The following is a 25,575-nucleotide window of genomic DNA, read 5'->3' on the forward strand; positions in this document are numbered from 1 at the left end:
AAAAGTCTTGAAGAGGGCTTTTAAAGCTTGCAGGGTGGATTGAGAATATATTGCTTGTTGCACTCATAGCATGGCTCATATACTTCATAGGAGCGATAATGACAGACAATATGGTTATGTTGGGTTATTCAGTATAAAAAAGGGGAGGTGAAAAGAAAATGGCGGTAGACAAATGCATTACATGTGGCGAGGTAGTTCCGGAAGGGTTACAGATATGTCCAGAATGCATGAGAAAATCCGGAGCAAATGAAAAAGAAATTGAAGCCGCAGAAGAATTGAGAGATATTGCAAATATATTAAGCATTACAGCAGGAACAGACGGAAACATTAGAGTTGCCATGGAAAGCATTTTAAACATTGCGAACAGATTAGAAAGGAGAAAACAAAGTGAAATATCAGCCGAAAATCATTAAATGTCGTTTAAAAACAGGCGGTAAAACAATTGATGAAATCAGAGAGCAGAATAAAGGTCAAGGACTTACATACAGAGATTTTGAAAATATACAGAAGGCATATGAAGAATTTGACGGCGTTGTACTTCTTTTATCTCTTTGGGACTATGACAATCACGAAAGTTATCATGTTTACGGGTGGGATGATGAAGTTGACGAAAAAATGATGATGGGAATTTATCATGCAGAACAAACGCACCCATTCCCAAGATACAAAGGAAAAAAAGAAGAATTTATCGCAGATTGGAAAGCTGGAAAATATGACCCGGGTTGCCCGATATGCTTTGAAAAAGAGGATGTTGAGGAATTAGAGGTTATCAGAGAAGAGGTGAAAGAAGAGGTTGGGAAAGAAGAAAAAGCAAAGCCGAAAAAGAAAAAACGCACCAAGAAGAAAAAGAAGAATAGAAGGCATTGAGAAGAAGAGAAATCCACAAAGCCCAATAAAACAAAAGCTTGATGAAATAAACCGCTTAATGCCTATTGTGGGACTGGCAAGGGAGATTTCAAAGCGGGAGAGGGTACAAAACGCAATGAAAGGGAGGTTCAAAATGAAAAAGTTTGAGAATCTAGGTATTACGACAATTGTAACAGGAGACAAGATAAAAATTGAAGTCAAGATTTCTGGGGCAGTAAATGCATTTAACAATTCACCAAACAATTTTACGCCAGAAGCAACAGTGAAGAAAGAGAAAAGAGCAGAGTTTGCGGAGTATTTAGCGAAAGCGTTGGTTGACGGAAGCGACCCGGACACGGGAGATAGCCCGGTTATGGCGATGTTTGAAAATATATTCCAAGAGATATACGAAGGAGCAGAAGAATTTTGCAATTATCCAGATGAAGAATAAGGCGGTGAAATCATGGTTGCGCTTTGGAAAGAAGAATTATTGAAATTCACAATATCAACAATAAAAGCGAGTGATAGAAGGTCCAACAAATTTGAAACAGCGATTTACAATAAAGAATCAAAAGAAATAAAAGTGGTCGAAACATACAAAACGATATATGAAGCGGTAGAAGGTCATTTGTCATGGGTTGAAAAATCTAAGAAATTAACAGTTGATGAATTTAAAAGTTTAGAGGAAAAAGTACAAAACTACAATGTTACCACATACGGAATTTTAAAGTTATATCAGTATGGAGAAGCAGAAGAGGCAAAGGAATCTTTATTGAAAGAGGCAAAGAAACTCATTAATGAAAGGAGGATGAAACATCATGGACAGGTATAAGAAGCAATTAAGGATTGATGGGGGTGGTTTGGTGGATGTAAGTTTTAATTATAATCAGGAGGTTAAAGTAAAGCTTACTCAATTAGGCTTAAAAATATTAAAGGAAAGACATGATAGGTTAAACGAAGAACTAAAGAGCAGAGGACATAAAGGGTTAAATAAATTTACAGTTAAAATTGATGAAAATGGTTATTCAAGTTTTCAACTCTGGGACTTAATGAATATTTTTGGGGAATACATGGCGATTGGTTGTGAAACACCTTTTGATGGAAATATGATTTTTTTAGAAGCAAGAGAAATTAAGGAACAGCATAAAATATAAGTTTTGAAAGTGAGAGGTAAGGATGATTGAGGGTTAGAGTGAAATGAAGGAAATTAAACGACTGTAGAGTGATTTAATGGAATGTTTAAAGCGATAATAAAAGATTAAAGGTGGAAGGAATTGAAATGGGAGTGTTAAAGGGAATTATCTTAATTGCTTTAATGGTTTTACTCATAGCAACACTTAGGGAGCTTATAGCTTTCATGTTCAGAATTGACGAAATCATAGAGTTATTAAAGAAAATTGAAAAGAAGAGGTGAAAAACATGATTAAATACATCAATAATCCTTTTGAAGATATTGTAAAAATAATGAACGACATAGACCCGAACATAAATGCAGATATACAGTTCAACCCAAGTTTAAAAGGAAAAGATTTTGGAGAATGCGGAATGGTTACATTTCCAGCGGACGACAGCACACCATTGATTGATATATCAACAAATATACCATTTGAAGCAATGATTGAAGTTTTGGCACATGAATTGGCTCATATAATTGCTGGTGAGGAATCAGAACATAATACCGAATGGAACAAAGCATTCCAAAAAATACAAATAGAGTGGCAATTAAAGCATGAAGATAATGGGGTTACAGTAGAGGTTGCGAAATACGAGAAAGGGACCGAAGATGGGTTTGAATATGAAGATGAATTGGAATGCATAGATATTTCAATAGGAATGTTTAAAGCAAGCGTTGTTGATGGTGTGAGACTATATCCATATGTTATAACTTCAAAAGGCAAGCGATATATAAGTGAGCAGGGGGGAATAAAAATGCAAATAGCAACATTCAATGCAACGTGTCCTTTTGAAATAGGGGACAAGGTAAAAGAGGCTAATACAGGAGGAGTGAAGAGGATAACGGATATAGCTTGCGTTCATTATCTCAAAACCGGGAAAGTTGAATTTCGATATGAGTTAGATGGAAGCGGGAACTATATTCAAATACAACCATTATGCGACCCGAGAGACACCCAAAGTGTTACTTACCTAGAAAGAAATTTTAGTTTTAAGAATTTAAAATAATAGGAGGAAAAACAACGATGAAAACTATATCAATTATTAATTTAAAAGGTGGAGTGGCAAAGACTATTTCAGCAACAAATATTGCACATATACTTGCAGTTGTCCACAACAAACGTGTTCTTCTTGTGGATAATGATAAACAGGGAAATGCTTCAAAGATGTTTGGGTTACACAGTTATGATAAACCTAGTGTTGCAGAAGTTATGACAACACGCAATGTAAACCTTGATGAAATAATTGCGCATACACAATACGCGAATCTGGACCTTATACCAGCAAACATGACATTACTTAAAGCAAATCTTGAAGTAATGTTTGATACTACAAGACCGCAACAAACGCGATTCAAAACAGCGCTACGCTCTGTAGAGGATGAATATGACTATTGCATTATAGATAATGCCCCAGACATCAATATAAGCACCATAAACGCTCTTGTAGCTTCTGATGATATATTAATACCGATTAAGATTGACAAATTTGCTTTCGACGGTCTGGCAGAACTGAAAGAACAAATTGAGAATACCAAAGAGGACTTGAACCCGGGTTTATGTTTAAGAGGTTGCTTTGTTACATGTTATCAAAGAAACGAAGTTAATAAACAAGGGGAAGAGTGGTTAAAAACTCAAACAGAATATCCGGTATTTAATACGCATATACGCCGCACTGAAAAAGTGGACGAAAGCACTTTCGCAACAACTCCTATTATTGAATATTCAAGACGTTGTGGAGCGGCAAGAGATTATTTGAAGTTTGTTGAAGAATATTTAAGTAAATAAAAGTGTCCGATTCGGTCACAAAACGGAGGTGCGAAAATGGCAAAGTTCAATCTTAATTCATTATTAAGTGGAACATCATTGAATGGAGCGGCGGAAAAAGAGGGAGGAAGGAAGCCTAAAACATTAAAAGTGGTTTCAATCAGCGTGTTTGATTTAGAACCATCAAAAGAAAACTTCTATTCCGTGGAAGATATAGAGGAATTAAAAGATTCGATTGAAATGTTTGGAATAAAACAGAATTTAACAGTAAAGCAATTAGACAATGGAAAATATGAGGTTATAGCAGGACACCGCCGCCGTCTTGCTTCTCTTGCTTTAGTGAAAGAAGGTAAAAAGGAATTTGAATTTATTCCATGTGCTATTGAAACTGAACTGGACGAAATAAAAGAGCAACTATTGCTAATAACGACAAATGCAACAGCAAGACAGTTGACGGATTGGGAAAAGACACAACAAGCAGAAAGATTGAAAGAGTTACTAGAAAGATATAAGAAGAAAGAGAAGTTGCCGGGTAGAGTAAGAGAATTAGTTGCTAAAGCATTAAAGACATCAGCGGCGCAAGTGGGCAGGATGGACAGTATATCGAAAAAGCTTTCAGAGGATTTCAAGGAAGAGTTTAAGGAACAGAAAATCAATATATCAACAGCATATGAAATTTCGACTTTACCAAAAGAAGCACAACAAGAAGTTTTTAAAAAATACATGGAAAAAGGTAATATATCAATAAACGATGTAAAAGAGAAAAAGGCAGAAATAAAAACAATAGCAGAAGAGAATAAAGAAAATGCAGAGCAGGAAGAGGACCGGAAGGAAGCGGCAGAAGAAACAATACCAGAAGAGGAAAAGAAAATAAAAACAGAGGGAGAGGGCAAGAAAGCAGAGGTTAAAAAAGAAACCCCAGAGTCTCAACCATTTCCCACGATATTTGAAATTATAAAAGGGATGAATATTTCAGAAATGGCGGAGTTTATATGCTGTAGATGTGATGGCGTAGGAAGGTTTTGTGATTATGCGTTTGAATGTAATCAAAGCGAGATAGAGGAACGCCATGGAATATGTATGAAGTGGTTAAAAACCCAAGCACAGAAGAGAGGGTGAAAAAATGAAAACAACAAGGCGATTAATACCATTCAAATGGGTAAATAGACCGCCTTAACAATAATTAAAGAAAGAGGGTTGCATATAATGGATTTAAAAAAACTTGAACAATTTAAAGATAAAATAAAAGAAATCAAAATATTAGAGAATAGAATTTTAGAAATGCAACAAGAATCAGAGGAAATTGTATCGGATGTCGTACGGGCTTCTTCGAAATCATTTCCGTATACAGAACATACAATCAAAATAACAGGAGTTAATATCAAAAGACGAGATAAGATAAAAAGAGTAACAGAAAGATTAAATGATAGAAAATTAAAACTATATCGCGAGTTAGAAGAAATAGAAAATTTTATCGAGAATATAGAAGATAGTAAAGTGCGCCAAATTATAGAATTAAGGTACATAAAAGGAATGACATGGAGCATGGTCGCTCTAAAAGTGTACGGTTATCCTAACGGAGATACACCTAGAAAAAGAATCAAAAGATATTTTAAAAAAAACTGAATTTTGTCCGTTTTGTCCGCTTTTTATGCGGTATATTTGTAGTATGGAAATCTATACCACATGAGCCTATTTGATTCTAGGCTCATTATTTTTTTGCTTCCGGAAAGGCAACGAAAAGCAAAATAGAAAAACAAACGAAAGGAGGGGAAGAGCCAGTGGCAAGACCGAGACATCCAATGCGAGAAGTTGTGAAGAAAAAATGGATTGAAAGCGGAGGGAAAATAAAGACAAAAGAATTGGCAGAAGAAGCAGGAGTGCCAGAAAGCAGTATAAGAAAATGGAAAAGTCAAGATGATTGGAAAGCAGAACTTGGGAAGAAGAAGCGCGGAGGACAACCCGGGAATAAAAACGCAACAGGGCATGGCGCACCTCTCCGGAATAAGAACGCAGAAACGCACGGTGCATATTCAACCGTACATCTTGACGATTTACCGCCAGAGGAAAGGGCGTATATAGAATCAATTACGCTGAACACACAAGAAAATATGTTGAGAGAACTTCAATTGTTAATAGCAAAAGAAAATGATTTGAAAAGGAAAATTAAAGCTTTAGAGCAGGAGAATGAAGAGGCATTGCACGTGGACAAGGTTGTTGAAATGCTTGTGCCAAAGCAGGAGGATAAAAAGAAGCAAAAACAGAGGAGCAACATAGAAGAATTAAAAACAGCCATGAAAACAGTTGTAAAAGCAAGTCCGTTCGATAGGACTTTAAGGTTAGAGGCAGAGTTGAATAAAATACATGGCAGAATAATAAAGCTTCTTGACAGTATAAAGTCATACGAACTCGACAGGCGACGTATAGAACTCGAAGAAAAAAAATATCGCCTTGCAAAACAAAAACTAAAAGGGGTATTCAACATAGACCCAGAAACAGGAGAGATTGACGATACCAAAGATGATGGAACAGAAGAAATTTAAGGTATATGCTAAAAAAACCATAGGTTCTTCCAGTGAAATATAAAGCCTGCGGGTCCGCTGACGCCCGGGATTTGCCTAGATATAAAATACAAAAAACCACTTCCGGAGTTTGCGGAAAAATTTTATAAGGGGGTGTTCAAAAAATAAAAAAAGAAGGGGGTGTTGCTTTTGAAACTTTACAACGCAAAAGCGATTGCGCGTTTTCTTGATATTTCAGAACGAAGAGTGCGGCAATTGAGGGACGAAAAAATCATTGAAGAATATCCAAACAGCAACGGACTTTATGAACTCATTCCCACGGTACACAGATATATAAATTATCTAAGAAAACGTAACCCCGAAACAGAAGAGAACATTGACTACTATACAGAACGCGCAAAGTTAGTGCGTGCCAAGCGATTGAATGAAGAGTTTGAATTAAAGATAAAAGAAAATAAATTGCATAGTTCGGACGATATAGAAGTCGTAATGACTGATATGCTCATTAATTTCAAAAGTCGCTTAATGGCAATACCTGCAAAACTTTCACCAATTTTAAGCAAAAAAAAAGACAAAACAGAGATATTCAAAATACTAAAAGAGCATATTGATGAATCGCTAGACGAGCTTTCAGATTTTAAAACAGTTTTCGGAGAGAGGGTGAATGACGATGAAGAAAGCGACAGTTGATTTATTCGCAAGAATATTTTCAGTGTTGAAGCCGCCGCCAGATATGACAATTTCACAGTGGGCGGATGAATACCGCCGTCTTTCTTCTGAATCATCCGCAGAGCCGGGCAAATGGAAAACAACAAAAGCACCATATCAAAGAGAAATCATGGACGCGATTTCTGATATAAAGGTGCAAAAAGTTGTCGTAATGAGTGCGGCACAGTTAGGGAAAACGGATGGGTTTATTTTAAATCCTATAGGATATTATATGCATTATGACCCTAGCCCGATTATGGTGCTACAACCAACGATACAAATGGCGGAAACATTTAGCAAGGACAGGCTTTCTCCTATGTTGAGAGATACACCGGTACTGAAAGATAGAGTGAATGACAAAAGCAGAAACAGTGGGAACACGATTTTGCAAAAAATATTTCCGGGTGGACATGTCACAATGGTTGGAGCAAATTCAGCTTCTTCTCTTGCGTCTCGACCTATTAGAATATTGCTTGCGGATGAAATAGACCGCTACCCAACAACCGCGGGGAATGAAGGTGACCCACTTCTATTGGCTGGGAAAAGACTTACGACATTTTGGAATAAGAAAGAAATATGCGTAAGTACACCCACTATTAAAGGACTTTCGCGAATAGAGGTTGAGTTTGAACATAGCACGCAAGAGGAATGGTGCGTACCTTGTCCAGAGTGTGGAGAATATCAGCCGTTAGAATGGGGAAGAGTGGTATTTGATAAAAATAATCTTGACGATATTTCACACGTATGTGAAAAGTGTGGCGTTGTATCAAATGAGATTGATTGGAAGGAACAGTTCCAGAAAGGTAAGTTTATTGCAAAATACCCAGAGAGAAAAGTTAGAGGATTTCATTTGAACGCCCTTGCCTCTTTGTTTGTCGAGTGGAAAGAGATAGTTCAAAAGTTTTTGACAGCAAATGAAGAAAAGAAAAAGGGAAATATCGAATTATTAAAAGTTTGGACCAATACAGAAATGGGGCAAACGTGGGAAGAACAAGGCGAACAACTTGAAAAAGACGACCTCTACAAGCGCCGAGAAAAATATAATTGCGAAGTTCCGGAAGAGGTAATTTGCTTAACGGCAGGAGTTGACACGCAAGATGATAGATTCGAAATTGAAGTTGTTGGATGGGGCGAAGGTAAAGAAAGCTGGGGAATAAAATATCAAGTAATATATGGAGATTTGAAGCTAAAAGGTATATGGGACGAACTAGATACGTTCCTCAATCAAACATTTACCAGAGCAGATGGCGCAAAATTAAAAATCATTTGCACATGCATAGATAGTGGAGGACATTTTACTAACCAAGTGTATAAATTTTGCAAACCGAGGACAGCACGCCGCATTTTTGCTATTAAAGGTAAAGGGGGAGCGGAAGTTCCTTACTACAGCAAGCCATCAACATCAAACAGAGAGAAAACACCTTTGTTTACTATTGGAGTCGATACAGGAAAATCATTACTATATCAAAGGTTGGCGGTAAAGGAAGAAGGACCGAACTATTGTCATTTTCCAAAAGAGAAAGACAGAGGTTATACGGAAGAATATTTTAAAGGTTTAACTGCTGAAAAAATGGTAATGACCTATAAACGAGGTAAAGCACAATATGTATGGAAGCTAAAAAACAGCGGATATAAACGAAATGAGCCACTTGACGTTCGTAACTATGCGACGGTTGCGCTTGAAATAGCGAATCCGGTACTTAAAAAGCAAGATAAAAAAGAAACGTCAGCCGTGCAGACTAAAAAACGTGGTAGGCGTTCACGTTCGGGAGGAATTATATAAATGGCATACACACTTGAAGTAGCAAAGAAGCATTTGGAAGCTTGGTTGACCGCTGAATTGGAGGTCACAACAAGCCAAAGCTATTCCATAGGTTCAAGAAGCTTGACGAAAGCGAATCTTCCGGAAATAAGAAAACAAATTCAATTCTGGAAGAATGAAGTTGAAAAACTTAAAAACATATCGAAAAGAAAGGGCAGAAACCGAGTAATGAGAGTTGTTCCCCGTGATTTATAAAGGAGGTGAAAAAAATTGAATATATTAGATAAGGCAATAGCCGCTATATCGCCAGAAAAAGGACTTAAACGTGTTGCCGCGCGTCAAAGACTTAAAATCATAAATAGTGGTTATAGCAATTACGGGGCTTCGCATACTAAAAAATCACTATTAGGTTGGCTTTATAGTGGCGGAAGCGCTAAAGAGGATATACAAGAAAATCTTGCGACATTAAGACAACGTTCACGTGATTTGTATATGGGTGTTCCGCTTGCGACAGGAGCAGTCAAAACATGCAGGACCAATGTAGTCGGCGGAGGATTGAGGCTTAAAAGCCAAGTAGATTACGAAGTGCTGGGGATTTCGGAAGAGGAAGCTAGCAAGCTTGAAAGTAAAATCGAAAGAGAATTTGCATTGTGGGCGGATTCTCCTGCTTGCGACATTGAAAGACTAGATAACTTTTATGAACTTCAACAGCTTGCGTTTTTGAATTGGCTTATGAGTGGAGATGTAATTGTTACCCTTCCAGTAACTAAAAGAATCAATATGCCTTATGACTTGAGAATCTGCTTGATTGAAGCTGATAGATTAAGTAACCCAGCAGGAAACACAAACCCCAGAATTGTCGGAGGTGTAGAAGTGAACGAAGCTGGAGAAGTCGTGGCGTACCATATCAGCACACATCATCCGTTATCATTTGAAGCAATAGAAACTAAATGGACAAGGGTTGAAGCTTATGGAGCGAAAACGGGAAGAAGAAATGTGCTTCATGTAATGAATAGGGAACGCATAGGACAAAGAAGAGGTGTTCCTTTCCTTGCACCTGTTATCGAAGCATTGAAGCAGCTAGGGCGTTATACAGACGCGGAACTTGTTGCGGCGGTTGTTAGCGGAATGTTTACTGTGTTTATCGAAAAAGAAAGTGCAAGCAGTGAAACTGCGCTAGGTGAAATTATACCAGAAGAGCAACAAGTAGACAGTGCGGATGATGGAACTCTTGAACTTGCACCGGGGGCGATTATCGACTTAAATGAAGGTGAAAAAGCAAAAGAATTAAACCCCGGTAGACCAAACACTGCGTTCGATGGCTTTGTAATCGCTATTTGCAGACAAATTGGTGCTGCGCTTGAAATTCCGTACGAATTACTTGTAAAGAACTTTAATGCTTCGTACAGTGCGTCGAGAGGGGCTTTACTTGAAGCGTGGAAAATGTTCAAAATGTACAGAACATGGCTTGCAAATGATTTTTGTCAGCCGATTTTTGAAGAATGGCTAGCGGAAGCAATTGCGAAAGGGAGAATACCGGCTCCTGGATTCTTTGCAGACCCGATTATGAGGAAAGCATATTGTGGAGCGGAGTGGAATGGACCAGCACAAGGGCTTTTAAATCCAGTACAAGAAGTCACCGCGGCAGAAAAACGGGTTGCAAATGGATTCTCTACACGTGACAGAGAAACGATGGAACTTACTGGCGGAGATTTCTACAAAAACGTACAGCAATTAAAAAGAGAAGAACAATTAATGAAAGAGGTGAGAAACATTGCAGAAGAAGCTAATAGCAAGTAAAATTGCGTGGAATTTCACGCAAGCTAACGGAGATTTAACAGAAATATTAATATACGATGTGATTGCTGACAAACAAAGTTATAATTGGTGGACAGATGAAAAAGGAACGGAAGTAACACCAATTTTATTCAAAGAAGAGTTGAACAAAATAACAACATCGAAAATATGCGTGCGCATAAATAGTGGTGGAGGCGATGTTTTTGCGGCGGAAGCAATAAGAACTGCTATAAGAGAAAAAAGGCAAGAAGGAAAGAAAATAAATTGTAAAATTGATGGTTTTTGTGGAAGCGCGGCAGTTGGTATTGCAGCAGCTTGCGAATCAATAGCGATTTCGTCAAGTAGTTATTTCATGATACATGACCCGATGGTTTTTGCTTATGGATATTACAACATAAGTGATTTCAGTAAAGGGCAAGTCATGCTTGAAAAAATAAAGCAAGGCATCATAAATGCTTATGCCGCAAAAACAGGAAAAGACAAAAAAGAAATTTCAGACCTTATGACGGCTGAAACATGGTACACAGGAGATGAAGCAGTTGAAAACGGTTTTTGTGATGAATTGATGTTTGAAGAAGTAGAAAATACCATTGAAAACGTAGTCAATTCAGCCGCATTGGATATGCAGATGTATAGAAATCCACCTATTTCGTTGTTAAACCTCTGTTCTCCACCACATGACAGCAGAGATTTTTCAAATAAAACACCTAAACAAACCAAATCAAAGGAGAGTGAAAACACTATGGAAATTAAGACAGTTGATGAATTGAAAGCCGCGTTTCCAGACTTAACAAAGCAAATAGAAAATGCCGCGGCAAAAGAAGAACGTGAACGCATTAAAAACATTGAAGAAATGGCGATTGATGGTTACGAAGGGATTGTAAACAATGCAAAATTTGAAAACCCAATTGCTGCCGCAGAAGTAGCAATGAAGATTGTGGCAGAGCAGAAAAAGCAAGGAGCAAATTACCTTGCAAGTAGAAATGCAGACGTAGTGAACAGTAACATCAATGAAGTAGGAAACAGCAGTCAAGAAGGCGTGGAGAATAACAATGGAGAAAATCCATATGACGCGGCTATTGATAAGTTGTTTCCGGAAAGCAAATAAGGAGGGATAAAACATGTATGAAGTAAATACTGCAACAAACACGCCGGAAAATATTATTGCAGGCGATTATCCGATTACAAAAGGTGTATATCCGATTAAAAGTGGGGTAACAGTAACTAAACATACGCCCGTTAAACTTGTCGGGGGAGAAATTGAACCAGTTGTTAAAATTGAAGCAACAGAGGTAGACGCGACTAATGCGATTCCTGCAAAAACAATTGAAGAAAACACAGTCGAAAATCTTTATGGAATAGCCGCAGAAGATGGAAGTGGCGGGGAAGCGGTTATTTATCTAACTGGCGAATTTTTCGCGGATAAAATTCCACTTCCGGCAGACGTTACAATTGATATGCTGAAACCAGCATTCAGAAAACTAGGGATTTTCTTAAAGTAGAAAAGGGAGGAATAGAAAATGGCAGAAATCAGTATTTTTGAACCACGTACTATGGGGAAGGTTGTTACGCGTATGCCGAAAGTGCATACGTTTTTTAGAACGACATTCTTTAAAAACATTCAGACTTTTACAACAAAAAGCGTTGATGTAGATTTTAAAAAAGGGAACAGAGCGCTTGCACCATTTGTTCATAGAAAAATTGGAGGCAAGACGATTCCAAATAGTGGATATCAAACGAAATCTTATACGCCGCCACTTGTAGCACCAAATAAAATTACGACAGTGGACGACCTTATGCAAAGAATGCCGGGTGAAAGTATATATGGAGGTAAAAGTCCAGCAGAAAGAGCAGTTGAAAAACTTGCGAGAGATTTCACGGAGCTTAACGAAATGATTGTAAGGCGTGAAGAATGGATGTGCGCGCAAGCGATTTTCACGGGTACGATTCCGATTGTTGGCGATGGAATCAACGAAGTAATTGACTTTAGTTTTACGAACAAAGAAACTATCACAACAGCGGCTAAAAAATGGGGTGCTGAAACATCAGACCCGATTGCAGACTTGAAAAGATGGAGGAAGCAAGTTCAAAAAAACGGCTTTGTAAATTGCGATGTGTGTGTAATGTCAGATGATGTTGCGACGGCATTTATTAATCACCCTAAAGTGCAAAAAATACTTGATACAAAAGGTTATGACCTTGCGTCTATCAAACCACGCGAACTTCCAAACGGTACAACATATATAGGTACTCTTCACGCAGAAGGTTTGGACATTTATACTTACAATGAATGGTATTTGGACGATTGGACAAATCCAGAAGCGCCAGAGCAAAAACCACTTGTACCAGAAAAAACACTTGCTCTTATTTCTACAGGAGCGAATTACTCTATGTACTATGGAGCAGTTACACTACTCGATGAAAATACGAAGAATTTCATTACAGTAGAAGGAGAGAGAGTTCCGGATTCTTGGATTGAAAGAAATCCATCACGCAGATTCTTACAGCTTAACAGTAACCCGCTTCCAATTCCTCACGAAGTCGATAGCTGGTTTGTTGCACAAGTTCTGTAATGAATTTAAAAGAACAAATGAAGCGTGATGTAAAAGCGGTTTTCCACAATACGGATGAATTTGCGGAAAAAACGGAAATTTATTACGATGGAGAATATTACACGGTCCCTATAATTCTTGATTACGAGGGCGCACAAGACAGGAAAAAGCCGTCAAGCGATAATGCAGGCGGCATTTTTCGTGTTGATGTAAAGTTATATGTTGCTTTTAGTGATTTGAACTTTATACCAAGACAGGGCGCAAATATAGAGGTTGGGGACGATATTTTTAGTATTACAAAAGTGGGGAATGAAGCGGGCGAAATAATTCTTGATTTGGAGAGGTTGGACGAATGATTGAAATAACAAACCAACAAATAGAAAGAGTGAATTTAATACTCGGAGGAATAAAAAACGCTCCGAATAAAGTCTTTTACAACACGATAAATAGAGGATTGGCAACGGTACGTTCAAAATCCGGTAAAATGATTCGGGAAACGTACCGTATAAAACAGAAAGACATTACCAGCAATCGCAACATGAAGGTGAAGCGGGCGAGTTCAAGCAAACTGGAAGGGCAAATTGAGTTTGGCGGCGCAGTAATACCGCTGATTAAATTTAAGGTGACGCCAAGCCAACCAAAAAGGAAAGTTGTAAGCGTTTCGGTGTTGAAAAATGAAGGCGCGAAAAGGTTGCAATCAGCATATGTTGCAAATTTAGGAAGGTATGGCGTTGGTGTATTTGAGAGAATGACAAGAAAGCGTGAAACATCACAACAACTTTTCGGACCATCAACAGCCCATATGATGGAAAATGAAGAGGTTTTGCAAAAAGTTGAAGCCGCCGCGCAAGAGACGGTGAATAAACGTATTGAGCATGAAATAAGCCGAATACTAAACGGTTATGTTTAATAAGGAGGTAAAGCATGACGGCGGTTGTATTACTTGAAGAATTAAAAAAATATATCGAAGAACACACGAAAGATATTATTCTTTCGGTTCGTGTAAAGCCAAGTAGTGAAGAAGCCAAAGAGCGCCCGGCGGAAGTCCATAAAATGCGCTTGCCAGACAAAGAAGGCGAAACAAAGCGTATTCCTTATATCCTTTTGCAGTTTCTAACCGGAAAAGATAAACAGGAAGAAGGAGAAAGCCCGGAGAGTGAATGCAAAATAAGAATAATTGTAGCGACATATTCAGAGGATGGCGGCGAAGGGGCAATGGATGTATTAAACGTATTAACGCGAATACGCATTTCGTTGTTAAAAGATGGGGTTGTGGGTGAACAATTCTTGATTAAAAAACCGCTTGAATATATTGTATATCCGGATGATACCGCACCGTATTATATGGGTGAAATGCTCACTATTTGGGAAATGCCAGAAATAGAAAGAGAGGTTAGAAATATATGGTAGCAAAAAGAAAAGAAAATCCAACGGAAACAACAACCTCTACCAGCAGTGAGAAAACGGAAGAGGTTAAAAAAACAGAAGTAAAAGCCAATACAGTAAAAGGCAAGGAATGCCAGCATTTTGTATATATAGGACCATCATTGCCCGGTGGAAGATTAAAGAGCAATACGGTCCTATGTGGTGGCATAGAAAGCATTAAAGAATACTACAAAGAAGTAATAGAAAAATACCCCCAAGTGGAACGTTTGATTGTTCCGGTTGAAAAACTTGGGGAACTAAAAGAGAAAACCCAGACACACGGAAATATCATCAATAAATATTATGGCGATGTAGTTTCTGCGATGGGTGAAAATAAGGAGGAATAGAAAATGGCATTTTATCACGGCGTAAAAACGCGACAAATTGAAACATCGGTTTCAACTCCGGTGACAGCAGGAAGCGGCATTGCTTTTGTAGTAGGAACAGCGCCAGTGCATACGGTGAGCGGGAAAACAAATGTGCCTATTCTGGGCAACAACTACAGTGAAGCAGTTGCGGCGCTTGGTTATAGTGATGATTGGGAAAAATACAGCCTTTGTGAAGTGATGTATTCGCATTACAAGTTATACGGAGTAAGTCCGGTTATCTTTGTCAATGTACTTGACCCAACAAAGCACAAAAAGACAGTTGCCGCCGCAGATTTGGAATTGACAGAAGGCAAGGTTTATTTGCCATTTGAAGCAATTAAAAGTAGCGTGGTCGTTAAAGCAAAAACAGGAACAGGAGAAGCGTACACAATTGAAACGGATTATGATTTGTTTTATGATGGCGGGAAACTGGTCCTTGAAGTGCTTGACGGCGGAACTATACCAGAAGCGGCAACGAAATTAAATATTGCTTACGATGAAGTTGACCCATCAATGGTGACAGACGCGGAAATCATAGGTGGTTTTAATGTTGAAACCAAAGAGACTACAGGGTTTGAATTGATAGACAAGGTATTTCCATTGTTCAGTATAGTTCCGGACATTATACTTTGCCCGGGATGGTCACACAAAGCAGAAGTTGCGGCGATTATGAGCAGTAAAGCCCAAAATATTAATGGAATCTTTGAAGGGAAAGCGCTAATAGATGTAGACACATCGTCAACAAAGCATTATGCAGACGCGCCGGTTTGGAAAAAAGCCAATAATATCAATGCTAAAACTCAAATACTTTGCTTTCCGATGTGTAAATTAGGAGAAAAAATATTCCATATGTCAACGCAAGTGGCAGGACTTATGACAAAGGTTGATATAGAAAATGGAGATAGTCCATGCGAAAGCCCATCTAACAAGTTATTGCAAATTAATAGCACAGTTCTTGCGGATGGAACAGAAGTCGCGCTTGATTTACAGCAAGCAAACTTCCTCAATTCGAATGGTATTGTTACGGCGCTAAATTTTATTGGGGGCTTTGTTTTATGGGGAAATGAAACAGCGTGCTTCCCAGCTAGTACAGACGTAAAAGATTACTTTATTTGCGTTTCTCGTATGTTTGGATGGGTTTCAAACAGTGTAATCCTGACATATTGGTCGAAGATAGATAACAAATTGAATCGAAGATTAATTGATTCGATTATTGACAGCCTTAACATATGGCTGAATGGGCTTACATCGGAAGAAAAGTTGCTTGGCGGTAGGGTTGAGTTTAGAGACGAAGAAAACAGCACAACAGCGCTCATGAGTGGAAAAGCAACATTCCACATTTACATGACACCACCTAGTCCAGCGAAAGAGCTTGAATTTATTTTAGAATATGACGCGAACTATGTTGCCGCGGCATTGAAAGCATAAAAAAAGGGGGGTAAAAGAGTATGCCAAAAGTAAACGAATCCGTAATTAACTTTGCGGTATATGAAAATTCAACAGAATATTACGGAATGGCAGAGGTAACATTGCCGGAAATCTCAAATTTAACGGAAGAGGTAAAGGGCGCAGGAATCAGCGGAACTTTTGAGAGTGTTGTTTTGGGACATCTTGAAGCAATGACATTGACGCTGAATTTCAGAACGCTTGTAAAAGACGCAGTGGCACTTCTTGAACCACGCGACCATCAGATTGATTTGAGGGTTGCGCAACAAGGGAAAGACACCGTTTCTGGGAAAACTACCGTAACGTCAATTAAGCATGTTATGGTTGTAAAGCCGAAGAAACTCAATCCGGGGAAAGTTGCGCCAGCTTCACCGGCAGAAGCAAGCGGAGAGTATGCGGTGACGTATTGGGCGACATTCATTGATGGTGAAAAGGTACTTGAAGTTGATATATTGAATTTTATCTATTTTGTAAATGGAACAGATTATTTGGCAGACGTAAGAAAAGCACTTGGAAAATAACCAGCGGTAAAAACCGCTGGTTTTAATTTAACCAAATAAAAAAAGGAGGAAAGAACAATGAGTGAAGAAATTAAAAACGTTAATGTAGAAGCCACAGAAGCAGGCACAGAGGTAAATATATCAAAAGAGAAAAATGGCGTTTATGTACATGAATTTAAAAAGCCGTTTGAATACGAAGGGAAGAAATTTGAAACACTGAATTTCTATTTTGATAAATTAACCGGAAAAGATATGATTGCCATTGAAACTGAAATGCAGGCTATGGGAGAATATGCGCTTGCACCAGAAATTTCAAGAGGGTTTCAATGCAGAATGGCAGCCAAAGCTGGAAATATAGGTGCGGACGCATTGGAAAGTATGCCACTTCCGGAATTTAATAAAATTACAAATGCCGCGCGCGATTTTTTAATAAGTTCGGGCTATTAAAAAGCCCGGCGCGTTGGTGGAGAAAAGAAAGTTATAGGCTAGCAAAAGCAACGTTCACGCCAGTAACTTTTTGGATTGATATGACAACAATTGAAATAATGACTTGGATAAAAGATATTAACGCCGCCGCAGAAGAGGACAAAGGGGGTGAGTGATTTGGCGGGAGGAAGAAAAGAGTATGAATTGCTTTTTAAATTAAAAGCCGCTCTTGGAGGAAATTTCAACAGTTCTTTTCAAACGGCTATGAACACAACAAAGCAACTTCAAGGAACTCTTACAAAAATAAATTCCCTTTCGGGCAAAATAGACGGATATAAAAAGCAATCAAACGCGGTAGAAAAAAGCAGGGCAAAACTTGCAGAATTAACCGCAGAGCATGAACGATTGCAACAAGAAATGAATCAAACGGAAAATCCGTCCGAATCCTTACGAAGAAAATTTGAAAGAAACGCCCGTCAAATTGCTACTACAACCACCCGTATTGAAGAGCAGGAAAGACGACTTGGAGAACTAGGCGAAGAGTTGCTAAGTGCGGGCGTTAATACCAATAATTTAGAAGCGGCAAACGGAAGGCTTGCAAGAAGTTACGAAGCAGTGCGGAGAAGTCAACAGGATTTGGCAAAAATAAATGCCGCACAACAAAAAAATGCCGCCGCCATTTCAAAGACAAAATCAGAGTTAGTGGGTACGTTGGGAGTTGCAACTGCACTGGGCGCCGCTTTTTTTGCTGGACCAGTCAAGAAGGCACGGGAGTTTCAAGCGCAAATGTCCACGGTTAAAGCTATATCGGGTGCAACCGGTGACGAAATGGAGTTATTAGCCGCTAAAGCAAAGCAAATGGGGGCTACAACTCAATTTACAGCAGTAGAATCCGGAAAGGCACTTGAATATATGTCTATGGCTGGGTGGAAAACCAAAGAAATGATTAACGGCTTACCGGGCGTCATGAATTTAGCCGCCGCAAGCGGCGAGGATTTAGCGACCGTTTCCGATATTGTGACGGACGCGCTTACGGCATTTGGAATGCAAGCAAAAGATTCCGGACACTTTGCGGATGTTCTTGCAAAAGCGGCTTCAAATTCAAATACTAATGTCGGGATGATGGGAGGTTCATTCAGTTATGTTGCTCCAATCGCCGGCGCGTTAAAATACAGGGTTGAAGATGTAGGGGTTGCGCTGGGATTGATGGCAAACTCGGGAATTAAAGCTGAAAAAGCAGGAACGAGTTTAAGAGGCGTATTGACACGTTTGGCAAAACCACCTAAACAAGCACAAAAAGCATTACAAGATTTACAATGGTCCATGTTAAAAGCGGATGGAACTGTAAAACCATTAAATCAAACATTGGTTGAACTTAGAGGGAAATTTGCAGGACTTACAGAGGACCAGAAAATGCAATATGCCGCAAGTATCGCAGGAAAAGAGGCAATGTCCGGTTTTTTGGCTATGATGAATGCAAGTGAACAGGATTTTGCAAAACTTACAAAAGAAATTAATAATGCGAATGGCGCGGCAGAAAAAATGGCGGCAATACGACTTGATAATTACGATGGACAAGTAAAACTTGCAAAATCGGCTTTTGAAGGGTTACAAATTGCGCTTGGAGAAGCATTGCTTCCAACAATCACAGAAGGAATGAAAAAGTTGACCGAATTGGTCACAAAAATAACTTTATTTGCAGATGAAAACCCAGAATTGACAAGTACAATTATAAAGCTTGCCGCAGGATTAGCCGCGTTCAAAGTTGCGACGCTTGGGGCAAAACTTGGATTCCTAGAATTAAAAGGCGGAGCATTGGCGGTTCAGAAAGTGTTTGCATTATTTAGAGGAAGAACAGCAGTTGCAGGTGTTGAGGCAATGGGGCTTTCAAGCAGATTGACAACAGCAGGAGCAGGTATAAAAAATTATTTTGGTGGAATTAAAGGTGCGCTTGGTGGAGTAGGAAGCGCAATTGGTCAAATGTTTGGTGGCAAAATTGCAACGGCGTTTTCTGGAATAGGAAAAGTATTCGGAGGTATCGGCGGTAAGATAGTTGGTGCATTTGGAGGCGTTGGAGGTAGAATCACATCAATTTTCGGGAGTGTAGGAAGCAAGATAATTGCTGGACCGCTTGGGAAAATAGGAATGGTGGTGGCAAAACCGTTCATGAGCATAGGGAAATTAATTTCGCCGCTCATGAATTTGGGAGGCGCAATATTAGGACCGTTTAGTGGCATATTCGGGAAAATATTCCCAGTTGTCGGAGTGGTTATGCTAATCATTTCAGCGATTCAGATTTTAAGAGACAATCTGGACAAAGTAAGAGGTGTTGTAGAAAGAGTATTTGGAAAAGCTGGGCTTAAAGTATTTGACAAAGTTGTTGCAACGATAGGAAATATCGGAAATGCAATAAAAAATGTGTTTTCTGATGATGGAATTAGCGGAATAAAAAAATTCATAGATGATACTTTTGGAGAAAATCCGGCTTTGGCTAACTTCTTAAATGCTTTTATTGACGTGTTTGCTACTATAGGAAATATTGTGGGACAGTTTATATCTTTTGTTGACACAAGTGTTAAACCAGTAATAGTAGAAATTTTCAACTTTATAGTTGGGACAGTGCTTCCAATGATTGCACAAAAATTCGCTGAATGGGCGCCGACTATAGCAAGTATCATTCAAGGGTTATGGACCATAATTCAAGGTGTAGCAACAGCGGTTATGAATGTTGTAAGTGTAGTAATGCCACTGATTCAATCAATTATTACAGGGGCGCTCCATACGATAATGCAAGTTATTGGGGGATTATTAACTGCAATAAAAGGCATAATCAATTTTATTGTAGGTGTTTTCACCGGCGATTGGGAAAAAGCTTGGACAGGTGTAAAAGATATTTTCAAAGGAATCTTCCAATCGCTTGGAGGTATTGTCAAAGCACCTTTGAATGCAGTTATTTCAATAGTGAATGGAGTTATAGGAAGTATAAACAAGGTCGGTTTTGATATACCAGATTGGGTTCCGATGGTCGGAGGGAAAAAGTTTGAATTAAAAATCCCTAAAATCCCTATGTTTGCAAAAGGGTCAAATTATACACCAGACACATTTATTGCTGGTGAAAAAGGCGCGGAACTTATTACCAATGCAAAAGGAAGAAAAGTATTTACAGCCGCACAAACAGGACAAATATTCAATAATATCAACAAAGCAAGCACACAGAATAATTACAATGAAGTAAAAGAAGTTGTAATGCTTGCACCGATGTTGCAAGCAATGCTTTCTTCCATAAGAGCGGTAGCGCCAAGAGGACCTATGTTGCCGCAACTTCAACTTGCATATAGCACAACGGCGGCAGGAGTTACAGCACCAACAGTAAAAGCAGATTCAACACAAGTCATAACAAAAATAACAATTCATAACCAACCGACAATCCATGTTGACGGTAACGCACCGAATGACCTAGAAGAGAAGTTGAAGAAAAACAATGAGGAATTATTAAACGAAGTGGAAGAAAGAATAAGAAAAAAAGAAGAGGACGAAAGGCGGGGAAGATATGAGTAAAAAATATACAACGGTTTTAGGCGATATGTGGGACACTATAGCATATAAAACGCTTGGGGATGAAAAATATACCGATAAACTCATAAAAAACAATTTGCAACATCGTCACACCGCCATTTTCCCCGCAGGAATAGTGATTGATATTCCAGAAATAGAAGTGGAGGTTTCGGCGAAACTGCCACCGTGGAAAAGAGGGATAGTATGAGCAATAATGAAATGGCAAGACGCGTTGAAATACGCCTTGAATTTGAGGGGGTGGACATCAGCGCGGATGTAAATAAATATTTTTTATCAATGACTTATACTGATAACGAAGAGGATAAAACGGATGATTTGCAATTAACGCTTGATGATAGGGAAGGGGTTTGGCTGGGCGATTGGCTTAATACGCCAGCCCAACCCCAAACACCAGAGATTAATAATAGTGGTTGGAAAATAGGTGATGAAGTAATTGTGAATGGTAAACCTCAATATAGCAGTTATGGAAGAGGAACGCCGGGAAGTGCTGTGACAAACTACAAAGGAAAAGTTACTAAGTTGAACATAAAACAAGGCGTGCCATACCCAATTCATGTTGAAAAAATAGGGTGGTTTGCTGAAAATCAAGTGGAAAAGATTTCGGCAAAACAAGAAACAATGACAAACAGCGGTGGAGCAAAAGGCGCGATGATTCATGCACTTATCGTTCAGAAAAATTGGGATTCGACAGGAAAGGATAAAGTTCTTGATTGCGGTTTATTTGAAATAGACAGCGTGGATGGAAGCGGACCACCTGCTAAAGTAAGCTTAAAAGGAACTTCAATCCCTTATACATCAACAATACGAAAGCAGAAAAAAACCAAAGCGTGGGAAAATATTTTTCTTAAAGCTATAGCAGAAGAAATTGCAAGCAAAAACGGTATGAAGTGCATGTTTGAATCGGCATACAATCCATATTATGACCGAAGAGAGCAAGTGCAACAATCTGATATTGTTTTTTTAAAAACACTTTGCAAGAATGCGGGAATATCACTGAAAGTAACAGCAAAAACGATTGTTCTATTTGACGCCGCAACATACGAGAAAAAAGACACGATAAGAAAGATAAAACGCGGTGAATCAGATGTGAAAAGTTATAGATTTTCAACGAACTTCAATGATACGGCATATGATAAATGCCATGTTAGTTATACAAACCCTAAAACTGGAAAAACAATTGAATATACTTACCAGCCGAGAAATGCACCGGGTAGCGGTCAAGTTCTGGAAATTAACGAGAAAGTAAATGACAAAGAAGAAGCCAGAAAACTTGCAATGAAAAGACTAAGAGAAAAAAATAAAAAAGAATTTACCGCGGAGTTTACTCTCGTTGGAGATTTAGACCTAGTTGCAGGGGTAACGGTTGATGTTGGGGGGTATGGTGCATTTGATGGAAAATATATCATCGAAAGTGCAACGCATAATTTGACAGGTGGGTACACTGTAAACATTAAATTACGCCGTGTATTGGAGGAATATTGATAAATGAAAGAGGAATTGAATGTATTAAAAAATATGGTGCGAGTTGGCACGGTGAGTTCGGTTGATGTAGAAAATAGAACAGCAAGAGTGAAGTTCGCTGATAAAAACAATCTTGTTTCTGGACCGTTGAAAGTAATTCAAAATCAACCGCTTATTGTTTATAAAAAATGGAGCGTCGACAACAGCGTTGAGGGTGACGAGCCAAACACTATTAAAGAAATAGACATAACAGAAGAAATAAACCCGGATTACGAAGCAATATATCATTCTGCAAATCAAAATCTTAACATTAACGAAAAATATGCAAAATACAGCGGTAGGATATATGAACCTGATTACATTAAAAATGTCGATAAAACTTTAATCAAAGTATATCCGTGGCTTCCATATGTTGGGCAATTGGTACTTTGCATATATCTTCCCAACGGCGAAAGTGACGGATTTGTGATAGGGGGGATTTAATATGGCAGTAGTCGGCACTTTGGGGGACATAGTTTTTAGTGTATCGAAAAAAACGGTGAAAACATTTGAAGGCATGAAATGGGACAGTTCCGCAAAGTATGCCACTCACGACAGGCATTTAAAAGACACATTGCTTGAATTTACAGGAAGAAATGCGGATTCTATTTCATTTAAAATGAATTTCTCTGCGTTCTTGGGTGTAAATCCTATAAAAGAAATAAACAAGCTTCTTGAAGCTGAGAGAAAAGGAAAAATCATGCGCCTTGTGATAGGCAATAAACCCTATGGAAAATACAAATGGGTCATAGAGAAAACCTCAAAGGATTTAGAGAGGTTTGACAACAAAGGGAATTTGCTTATTGCAAAGGTATCTATTTCATTAAAAGAATACGCAGGGAGGTGAAGAGGATGGCTCATATTGTGACGGCAAATGATAATAAAAAAATAAACCTTGCACCAGAAACGGTTGTTGAAGAGGTTTTGCAGAATGTGGCAATGATTATTTCAACGCCTCAATTTACTGTGCCGCTTGATAGAGGTTTCGGGCTTCCTCAACGCTTTTTGGATAAACCCCTACCAGTAGCGAAAGCAATTCTTGTGACAGAAGTGCTGGACGCAATTGAAAGATATGAGCCGAGAGCAGAAATTGAAAACATTACATTTGTAGAGGAAAAGCAGGAAACAAAAGCAGGGAAACTCATTCCGCGGGTGGAGGTGAATATAATTGACGGAGAATAACAGGAAGTACCCAGAAATAAGCTTTGTTGATACAGACACGGAATTGCTTGTAAATAGTTTAATAAAATCATATGAAATGTTTACCGGGAGAACTCTATATCCCGCGGACCCGACACGTCTTTTTATTCTTTGGGTTGCTGATATTATCATACAAGAAAGAGTTATTATTGATGAATCAGCAAAACAAAATATTCCGAGGTATGCAGAAGGGGAGTATCTGGATTCGCTTGCAGAAATTTTCAAAGACACATACAGACTTGAAGCAAAAGCGGCAAAAACGACATTTAGGTTTTATTTATCAACAATACTTTCTTCGCAACAAATCGTGCCAAAAGGGACAAGAGTAACAGTTGATGGAGAAATTACATTTGAAACTATAGAGGACCTTTACATTAAAGCTGGTGAATTATACGGTGATGTACTTGCGGTATGTCAAAAGGCTGGGGAAATAGGGAACGATTTTATACCGGGGCAAATAACTCAAATTGTTGATTTATTCCCATATTATGAAAAGGTAGAAAACATTACAACTAGCGCAGGAGGTACAGAAAGAGAAACGGACGAAGCTTTTTACGAGCGAATGCGCGAAAGTATGGAAAGTTTTTCGACAGCAGGACCGGAAGGTGCATATATATATCATGCCAAAACAGCTTCTCCACAAGTAGCGGACGTTTCAGCAACTTCACCGGAACGCGGAGTTGTAGATGTACGAGTATTACTAAAAGATGGAGAAATGCCCGGAGAAGAGGTTTTGAAAAATGTTGAAGCCGCTATTTCAGCAGATAGCACACGACCTCTTACAGATTTTGTAAAGGTATCGGCACCAGAGGTTGTGCCGTTCAATATTGAATTTACGTACTACATTCCGAAGCTAAGTGCAAACAGTGGCATGGTGATAGCGGAAGAAGTTGAAAAAGCAGTAAATGAATATAAGAAGTGGCAAACCGAGAAGATGGGAAGAGATATAAACCCATCTTATTTAATTTCACTGCTCATGAAAACAGGAATAAAACGTGTCGAAGTAACAAGTCCAACACATGCAGTTGTGGAAGAAAACAAGGTTGCAACGCTTCAAAACCCCCCAAGCATAATAAATGGAGGGGTTGAAGATGAATAATACTATTTACGATATTGACTTAACGAGAAAGCTACCGCCAAGTTTGAAAAATGATGAAAACATGCTTGCTCTTGCAAAAGTAATTGGAGAAGAATTGCAAAAAACAAGCAAGATGGCGCGAAAAAATATCATATATGCCAGAATTGATGAACTGGAAGAAGAGGCGCTTGATATTTTAGCATATGATTTGCACGTTGATTGGTACGATTATTCTTATCCAATTGAAGCAAAACGGGCTTTGATTAAAGATAGTGTCAAGGTCCATAAAAGGTTAGGAACAAAATTTGCAGTTGAAACAGCGTTGGGAAACCTTCACCCCAATAGTTATGTAGAAGAATGGTTCGAGTATAACGGGGAGCCTTTCTCTTTCCGGGTTGTGTTAGACACGACACATTCAAGAGCAGGAGCGGGATATTTTGAAATAAAAAAAGCGGTAGATTCGTATAAAAGAAAAAGTGCGCATATGGATAGTTTGATTTACCAGTGTACCACAGGAGTTGGGATAAATGTAAAAGCTGAATATACAAAATTTCAGATTATGCATTGTGGCATGTTAGAATGTGGCACTTATCCAAACAAAAATATAATTGGAATCAATTCAAATATAGAGGTAGAATCGTTTATCAATATATCTTCATGGAAACAAACCTATAAGTTGAGCGGTACTTTTCCACAAGAAAATATAAAAGCGGAATTGAGAATGAGAGAAATAAAAATCAACAACGATTCTAAAAGATATAGATTTAATTATGATTTTTCTGGAACTGAAAGGAGTGGTATACTTCCGGATGAAAATATTAATGGAAGCGCAAAAAACAAAGGGGTAAGTCCAAAGATTGAAGCACAAGGATATAAAATAAATTATGTGCTTTGTGGAACTAAAAATGCTTACAACAACTAAAAAAGGAG

General features: G+C 38.5%; 33 protein-coding genes. All 33 read left to right on the forward strand.

Annotated elements, in window-relative coordinates:
• Positions 1-158 precede the first annotated feature (158 nt).
• The gene (locus BUA19_RS00415; RefSeq protein WP_072722902.1) at positions 159-413 is read left to right on the forward strand and encodes a hypothetical protein; all 255 of its coding nucleotides are present in this window, start codon (positions 159-161) and stop codon (positions 411-413) included.
• Entirely contained in the window at positions 388-867 is a 480-nt protein-coding gene (locus BUA19_RS00420; protein WP_072722903.1) for a hypothetical protein, read from the forward strand. Before BUA19_RS00415 ends, BUA19_RS00420 begins: the two co-directional genes overlap by 26 nt.
• The gene (locus tag BUA19_RS11480; RefSeq protein ID WP_143145335.1) at positions 794-1,297 is read left to right on the forward strand and encodes a hypothetical protein; all 504 of its coding nucleotides are present in this window, start codon (positions 794-796) and stop codon (positions 1,295-1,297) included. The genes BUA19_RS00420 and BUA19_RS11480 overlap by 74 nt, the downstream gene beginning before the upstream one ends.
• A gap of 12 nt (positions 1,298-1,309) precedes the next feature.
• Positions 1,310-1,678: a hypothetical protein gene (locus BUA19_RS00430; RefSeq protein ID WP_072722905.1), complete on the forward strand. Its 369-nt coding sequence runs from the start codon at positions 1,310-1,312 to the stop codon at positions 1,676-1,678.
• 31 nt (positions 1,679-1,709) lie between these two features.
• Positions 1,710-2,000 (forward strand): hypothetical protein, encoded by a 291-nt coding sequence (locus BUA19_RS00435; protein ID WP_178137406.1) that lies wholly within the window; start codon positions 1,710-1,712, stop codon positions 1,998-2,000.
• Positions 2,001-2,125: 125 nt separating this feature from the next.
• Positions 2,126-2,260: a hypothetical protein gene (locus tag BUA19_RS11990; RefSeq protein ID WP_278280431.1), complete on the forward strand. Its 135-nt coding sequence runs from the start codon at positions 2,126-2,128 to the stop codon at positions 2,258-2,260.
• 5 nt (positions 2,261-2,265) lie between these two features.
• Entirely contained in the window at positions 2,266-3,027 is a 762-nt protein-coding gene (locus tag BUA19_RS11485) for an ImmA/IrrE family metallo-endopeptidase (protein WP_143145336.1), read from the forward strand.
• A 17-nt stretch (positions 3,028-3,044) separates the two neighbouring features.
• Positions 3,045-3,806 (forward strand): ParA family protein, encoded by a 762-nt coding sequence (locus BUA19_RS00445; protein ID WP_072722907.1) that lies wholly within the window; start codon positions 3,045-3,047, stop codon positions 3,804-3,806.
• A 36-nt stretch (positions 3,807-3,842) separates the two neighbouring features.
• Entirely contained in the window at positions 3,843-4,904 is a 1,062-nt protein-coding gene (locus BUA19_RS00450) for a ParB/RepB/Spo0J family partition protein (protein WP_072722908.1), read from the forward strand.
• Positions 4,905-4,982: 78 nt separating this feature from the next.
• A complete protein-coding gene (locus BUA19_RS00455) occupies positions 4,983-5,411 on the forward strand; it encodes a hypothetical protein (RefSeq protein ID WP_143145337.1) in 429 nt (142 codons plus the stop codon).
• A 155-nt stretch (positions 5,412-5,566) separates the two neighbouring features.
• On the forward strand, positions 5,567-6,328 hold the full coding sequence (gene terS / locus BUA19_RS00460; protein ID WP_242939076.1) for a phage terminase small subunit: 762 nt from the start codon (positions 5,567-5,569) through the stop codon (positions 6,326-6,328).
• Between the two features lie 168 nt (positions 6,329-6,496).
• Entirely contained in the window at positions 6,497-6,997 is a 501-nt protein-coding gene (locus BUA19_RS00465; protein ID WP_072722910.1) for a hypothetical protein, read from the forward strand.
• The gene (locus BUA19_RS00470) at positions 6,972-8,798 is read left to right on the forward strand and encodes a phage terminase large subunit family protein (protein WP_242939214.1); all 1,827 of its coding nucleotides are present in this window, start codon (positions 6,972-6,974) and stop codon (positions 8,796-8,798) included. The genes BUA19_RS00465 and BUA19_RS00470 overlap by 26 nt, the downstream gene beginning before the upstream one ends.
• Positions 8,799-9,032, forward strand: coding sequence for a DUF6148 family protein (locus BUA19_RS00475; RefSeq protein WP_072722912.1), 234 nt, complete (start codon positions 8,799-8,801; stop codon positions 9,030-9,032).
• A gap of 15 nt (positions 9,033-9,047) precedes the next feature.
• Entirely contained in the window at positions 9,048-10,577 is a 1,530-nt protein-coding gene (locus BUA19_RS00480) for a phage portal protein (RefSeq protein ID WP_072722913.1), read from the forward strand.
• Positions 10,552-11,682 (forward strand): head maturation protease, ClpP-related, encoded by a 1,131-nt coding sequence (locus BUA19_RS00485; RefSeq protein WP_242939215.1) that lies wholly within the window; start codon positions 10,552-10,554, stop codon positions 11,680-11,682. The genes BUA19_RS00480 and BUA19_RS00485 overlap by 26 nt, the downstream gene beginning before the upstream one ends.
• A 13-nt stretch (positions 11,683-11,695) precedes the next feature.
• Complete coding sequence (locus BUA19_RS00490) at positions 11,696-12,076, forward strand: hypothetical protein (protein WP_072722914.1); 381 nt, start codon at positions 11,696-11,698, stop codon at positions 12,074-12,076.
• A gap of 18 nt (positions 12,077-12,094) precedes the next feature.
• Positions 12,095-13,147, forward strand: coding sequence for a major capsid protein (locus BUA19_RS00495; protein ID WP_072722915.1), 1,053 nt, complete (start codon positions 12,095-12,097; stop codon positions 13,145-13,147).
• Entirely contained in the window at positions 13,147-13,482 is a 336-nt protein-coding gene (locus BUA19_RS00500) for a hypothetical protein (protein ID WP_072722916.1), read from the forward strand. Before BUA19_RS00495 ends, BUA19_RS00500 begins: the two co-directional genes overlap by 1 nt.
• The gene (locus tag BUA19_RS00505) at positions 13,479-14,036 is read left to right on the forward strand and encodes a phage tail protein (protein WP_072722917.1); all 558 of its coding nucleotides are present in this window, start codon (positions 13,479-13,481) and stop codon (positions 14,034-14,036) included. The genes BUA19_RS00500 and BUA19_RS00505 overlap by 4 nt, the downstream gene beginning before the upstream one ends.
• Before the next feature lie 14 nt (positions 14,037-14,050).
• On the forward strand, positions 14,051-14,536 hold the full coding sequence (locus tag BUA19_RS00510; RefSeq protein WP_072722918.1) for a hypothetical protein: 486 nt from the start codon (positions 14,051-14,053) through the stop codon (positions 14,534-14,536).
• Positions 14,530-14,898 (forward strand): hypothetical protein, encoded by a 369-nt coding sequence (locus BUA19_RS00515; RefSeq protein ID WP_072722919.1) that lies wholly within the window; start codon positions 14,530-14,532, stop codon positions 14,896-14,898. Before BUA19_RS00510 ends, BUA19_RS00515 begins: the two co-directional genes overlap by 7 nt.
• A gap of 3 nt (positions 14,899-14,901) precedes the next feature.
• Entirely contained in the window at positions 14,902-16,347 is a 1,446-nt protein-coding gene (locus BUA19_RS00520) for a phage tail sheath family protein (RefSeq protein WP_072722920.1), read from the forward strand.
• Between the two features lie 20 nt (positions 16,348-16,367).
• Positions 16,368-16,886 carry a phage major tail tube protein gene (locus BUA19_RS00525; RefSeq protein ID WP_072722921.1) on the forward strand — a complete coding sequence of 173 codons (519 nt, stop codon included), beginning with the start codon at positions 16,368-16,370 and terminating at the stop codon, positions 16,884-16,886.
• Positions 16,887-16,943: 57 nt separating this feature from the next.
• Positions 16,944-17,312 (forward strand): hypothetical protein, encoded by a 369-nt coding sequence (locus tag BUA19_RS00530; protein ID WP_072722922.1) that lies wholly within the window; start codon positions 16,944-16,946, stop codon positions 17,310-17,312.
• A gap of 156 nt (positions 17,313-17,468) precedes the next feature.
• Complete coding sequence (locus tag BUA19_RS00535) at positions 17,469-20,849, forward strand: phage tail tape measure protein (RefSeq protein ID WP_072722923.1); 3,381 nt, start codon at positions 17,469-17,471, stop codon at positions 20,847-20,849.
• On the forward strand, positions 20,842-21,054 hold the full coding sequence (locus tag BUA19_RS00540; RefSeq protein ID WP_072722924.1) for a tail protein X: 213 nt from the start codon (positions 20,842-20,844) through the stop codon (positions 21,052-21,054). The genes BUA19_RS00535 and BUA19_RS00540 overlap by 8 nt, the downstream gene beginning before the upstream one ends.
• Complete coding sequence (locus BUA19_RS00545; RefSeq protein ID WP_072722925.1) at positions 21,051-22,349, forward strand: phage late control D family protein; 1,299 nt, start codon at positions 21,051-21,053, stop codon at positions 22,347-22,349. Before BUA19_RS00540 ends, BUA19_RS00545 begins: the two co-directional genes overlap by 4 nt.
• 33 nt (positions 22,350-22,382) lie before the next feature.
• Positions 22,383-22,811 carry a hypothetical protein gene (locus BUA19_RS00550; RefSeq protein ID WP_143145338.1) on the forward strand — a complete coding sequence of 143 codons (429 nt, stop codon included), beginning with the start codon at positions 22,383-22,385 and terminating at the stop codon, positions 22,809-22,811.
• A 1-nt stretch (position 22,812) separates the two neighbouring features.
• Complete coding sequence (locus tag BUA19_RS00555; RefSeq protein ID WP_072722927.1) at positions 22,813-23,214, forward strand: phage tail protein; 402 nt, start codon at positions 22,813-22,815, stop codon at positions 23,212-23,214.
• A gap of 5 nt (positions 23,215-23,219) precedes the next feature.
• Entirely contained in the window at positions 23,220-23,549 is a 330-nt protein-coding gene (locus tag BUA19_RS00560) for a GPW/gp25 family protein (protein ID WP_072722928.1), read from the forward strand.
• Entirely contained in the window at positions 23,536-24,666 is a 1,131-nt protein-coding gene (locus BUA19_RS00565) for a baseplate assembly protein (RefSeq protein ID WP_072722929.1), read from the forward strand. Before BUA19_RS00560 ends, BUA19_RS00565 begins: the two co-directional genes overlap by 14 nt.
• The gene (locus BUA19_RS00570) at positions 24,659-25,567 is read left to right on the forward strand and encodes a phage tail protein I (protein ID WP_072722930.1); all 909 of its coding nucleotides are present in this window, start codon (positions 24,659-24,661) and stop codon (positions 25,565-25,567) included. The genes BUA19_RS00565 and BUA19_RS00570 overlap by 8 nt, the downstream gene beginning before the upstream one ends.
• Positions 25,568-25,575: the final 8 nt, after the last annotated feature.

The sequence above is a fragment of the Tepidibacter thalassicus DSM 15285 genome (assembly GCF_900129915.1).
Lineage (GTDB): Bacteria > Bacillota > Clostridia > Peptostreptococcales > Peptostreptococcaceae > Tepidibacter > Tepidibacter thalassicus.